3 protein-coding genes are annotated in these 3,117 nt (G+C 61.9%); 2 read left to right on the top strand and 1 reads right to left on the bottom strand.

Features of this window, described 5'->3' with window-relative positions; genetic code table 11:
* The first annotated feature begins 312 nt into the window (after positions 1–312).
* Positions 313–978, top strand: a complete 666-nt coding sequence (locus tag ACJWXQ_RS06095) for an alpha/beta hydrolase (protein ID WP_346051959.1) — start codon at positions 313–315, stop codon at positions 976–978.
* Positions 979–1,007: 29 nt separating this feature from the next.
* Entirely contained in the window at positions 1,008–1,766 is a 759-nt protein-coding gene (locus tag ACJWXQ_RS06090; RefSeq protein ID WP_346051960.1) for a DUF3429 family protein, read from the top strand.
* Here ACJWXQ_RS06090 and mutS read toward each other — a convergent pair.
* Positions 1,752–3,117, bottom strand: a 1,366-nt coding sequence (gene mutS, locus ACJWXQ_RS06085) for a DNA mismatch repair protein MutS (RefSeq protein ID WP_406672374.1), incomplete at its 5' end; no start/stop codon positions are given. The genes ACJWXQ_RS06090 and mutS overlap by 15 nt on opposite strands.

The following is a 3,117-nucleotide window of genomic DNA, read 5'->3' as shown; positions in this document are numbered from 1 at the left end:
GGCTGTGTGAGCCAGGATGGCGAACCCAGAGCCCCCAGGGACGGATTCACGGCGTCCTTGGAAAGCCCTGTCGGCCCCAAGGCCGGGACGCGTCTCTGTCACCGGCATCGAAAGGGCCTAATCCCATCGAAGCCACCGGCCAAGACCGGAACCCCCCGTCACCAGCATCGAAAGGGACTGCCCTCATCGAAGGGGGCTGCCGTGATCGAAGCCCACCGAACCAAGGAACACACCATCCCCATCCCCCCACGCCTGTGGCACTCTGTATGTCAGAGCTTTCATAACTCAAATTGAGCTTTCAAGGATCGATCAATGGCAAGGCAGGACGGCCCGGGGCCGGCGGAAACCGTGGTGTTCATACATGGCCTGTGGATGACAGGCATGGAACTGTATTTCCTGCGCCGAAGGGTCAGCCAGGCCGGTTACGAGACCGAGCGATTCTCCTATCGGACCCTCGCGGGTAGTCTGGACGAGAACGCCGAAAGCCTGCGGGACTGGTTGGAGGAAGTGGACAATGTTCGGGTGCACCTGGTGGCCCACAGCCTGGGCGGTCTGCTGACCCTGAGACTGTTCCAGCGTTTCGGCCCGGTGGTCAATGGCAAGGTTGTCTTCATGGGTTCCCCGGTGCGTGGCAGCCAGGCCGCCCGGGCCACCGCATCGATCCGACTGGGCGAAGTGATCCTCGGTCGCAGTGGCCAGGAAGGTCTGCTCCATGAAGACGAAGCGGAATGGCCCTGGGACAATGAGCTGGGCATTATCGCCGGCACTCGGGGCATCGGCGTGGGGACTGCCCTGAGTGATCTGCCCGAGCCCCATGACGGCACCGTGGCCGTGCGTGAAACCCATATCCATGGCGCCCGGGATCGTATCCAGCTCGATGTCAGCCATACCAGCATGATCATGTCCCGCCAGGTGGCTGATCAGATTGTTCACTTTCTGCGCGAGTCTCGCTTTTATCATTCACCCCATGATGATTGATGCAATGCAGCCCACCGGGAGTATCCAGCATGTCGGAGCATGATCAGGCAGAGCATGAGTCAGCAATTCGGGAGGCAGCGAGGAGCGCCAGAGTGGTTGCCTTCTGCTCCAATCTGACAGAGACCGGTCTGTTGCAGCGGGCGGCCGAGCAACGGGGTGAACCTTATCGCGAGATTCGCATGGGCATGGCTGATGCGGCCATGCGGGAACGCTTCCAGTATCTCAAGACCCTGACCGGGCAGACGACCCTGCCCCAGGTCTTCGTGGAGGGGCAGTTCATCGGGGGCATTGAAGATTATCTCAAGCGCGATGAGGGTCAGCCCTATGGGGAGGTAAACCATGCCAGGCGATGGGTTGAGATATTGGCCTATGCCGGCCTGTTGCCGTTCCTCGCCGGGGCCCTGGGCCTGCTGCTGTTGGCCGCAGGCATCACGTTGCCAGTGGGTTTGGGCGAGGGTTTCTTCATTCAGTGGCAACTGGCCTATGGCGCCGTCATTCTCAGCTTTCTCGGTGCCACCCATTGGGGCATGGGCTTGGCGGGTGGTAGAGGGCTGGGAAAAGGTGATTTTCTTGCCGCGGTACTGCCGGCCTTGCTCGCCTGGTTGAGTCTGCTTCTGCCCAGCAGTCCAGGGCTGATGTTGTTGATCGCCGGTTTTGTCCTGTGGTGGCTGTATGAGTACCGCATCTCGGCGCGCCTGGCTTATGCCGGCTGGTATCAGGCCGTGCGCCGAAACCTCAGCTGGACGGTGGCGGGCCTGCTGCTGCTCAGTCTTTTATTCATCCAATAGTTTTTGCAGCTCGTAGAGTCGGTCCAGGGCCTGCTTCGGTGTCAGCTCATCCGGGTTGATGGCCTTTAATTGCTCATGAAGCTGCTCGGCCGTTTCGTTGACCGGGGCTTCATTGTGCCGGGCTTCCTGCTTCTCCGGTTTGCCTTTGGGTGGCGCTTGAAACAGCCCCAGCTGCGGCTGCCCGGCCGCGACCTGGCCCTGCTCCAGTTTCGTCAGGTGCCGGCGGGCAGCTTCGATGACCGAGCCGGGCACGCCGGCCAGGGCAGCCACCTGCAGGCCATAGCTCTGGTTGGCAGGGCCTTCGCGCACCTGGTGGAGGAAGACCAGCTTGTCGCCGTGTTCGGTGGCGTCCAGGTGCACATTGGCGCAGGCCGGCAGCTGCTCGGGCAGCTCCGTGAGTTCGAAGTAGTGGGTGGCGAACAGGGTTCTGGCGCCGATCTCGCGGGCGATGTATTCCGCCGTTGCCCGCGCCAGGGAAACCCCGTCATAGGTGCTGGTGCCGCGCCCGATTTCGTCCATCAGCACCAGACTCTGTTCGCTGGCATTGTTGAGGATATTGGCGGTTTCGCTCATTTCCACCATGAAGGTGGACTGGCCCCCGGCCAGGTCGTCGGAGGCACCGATACGGGTAAAGATCCGGTCGACCGGCCCCAGCATGGCCTTGTCCGCAGGGACAAAGCTGCCCACATGGGCAAGGATGGTGATCAGCGCCACCTGACGCATATAGGTGGACTTGCCACCCATGTTGGGCCCGGTGATGACCAGCAGGCGGCGGTCATCATCGAGATTGAGATCATTGGGGACGAAGGCATCCTCGATTACCTGTTCCACCACCGGATGACGGCCATTGCGAATCTCCAGTCGCGGCGAGTCGCTGAGTTCGGGCATGACCAGATTCAGGGTTTCCGCCCGCTCCGCCAGACAGGTCAGCACATCCAGTTCAGCCAGGGCAGCGGCGGTGGATTGCATGTCCGCCAATTCATCCAGCAGATCCCGCAATAGCTGTTCGTAGAGGGCCTTTTCCCGGGCCAGGGCCCGCTCACGGGCACTGAGTATCTTGTCCTCGAAGGACTTCAGCTCCGGGGTGATGTAGCGCTCGGCGGCCTTGAGGGTCTGGCGACGCTGGTATTCGGTGGGGACTGAATCGGACTGGGCGCGGCTGACCTCGATGTAGTAACCATGGACCCGGTTGTAGCCCACCTTGAGGGTGCTGATGCCGGTGCGTTGCCGTTCCCGGGATTCCAGTTCCTGAAGATAGCCGTCGGCATTGCCCGACAGTCGCCTTAGCTCGTCGAGCTCTTCGTCGAAGCCCTCGGCGATGACCCCGCCATCGCGGATGACCACCGGCGGG

Source organism: Natronospira sp. (assembly GCF_007134575.1).
GTDB lineage: Bacteria > Pseudomonadota > Gammaproteobacteria > Natronospirales > Natronospiraceae > Natronospira > Natronospira elongata.
Note: the sequence above shows the minus strand (reverse complement) of the source record. Positions and strands in the feature narration are given on the sequence as shown.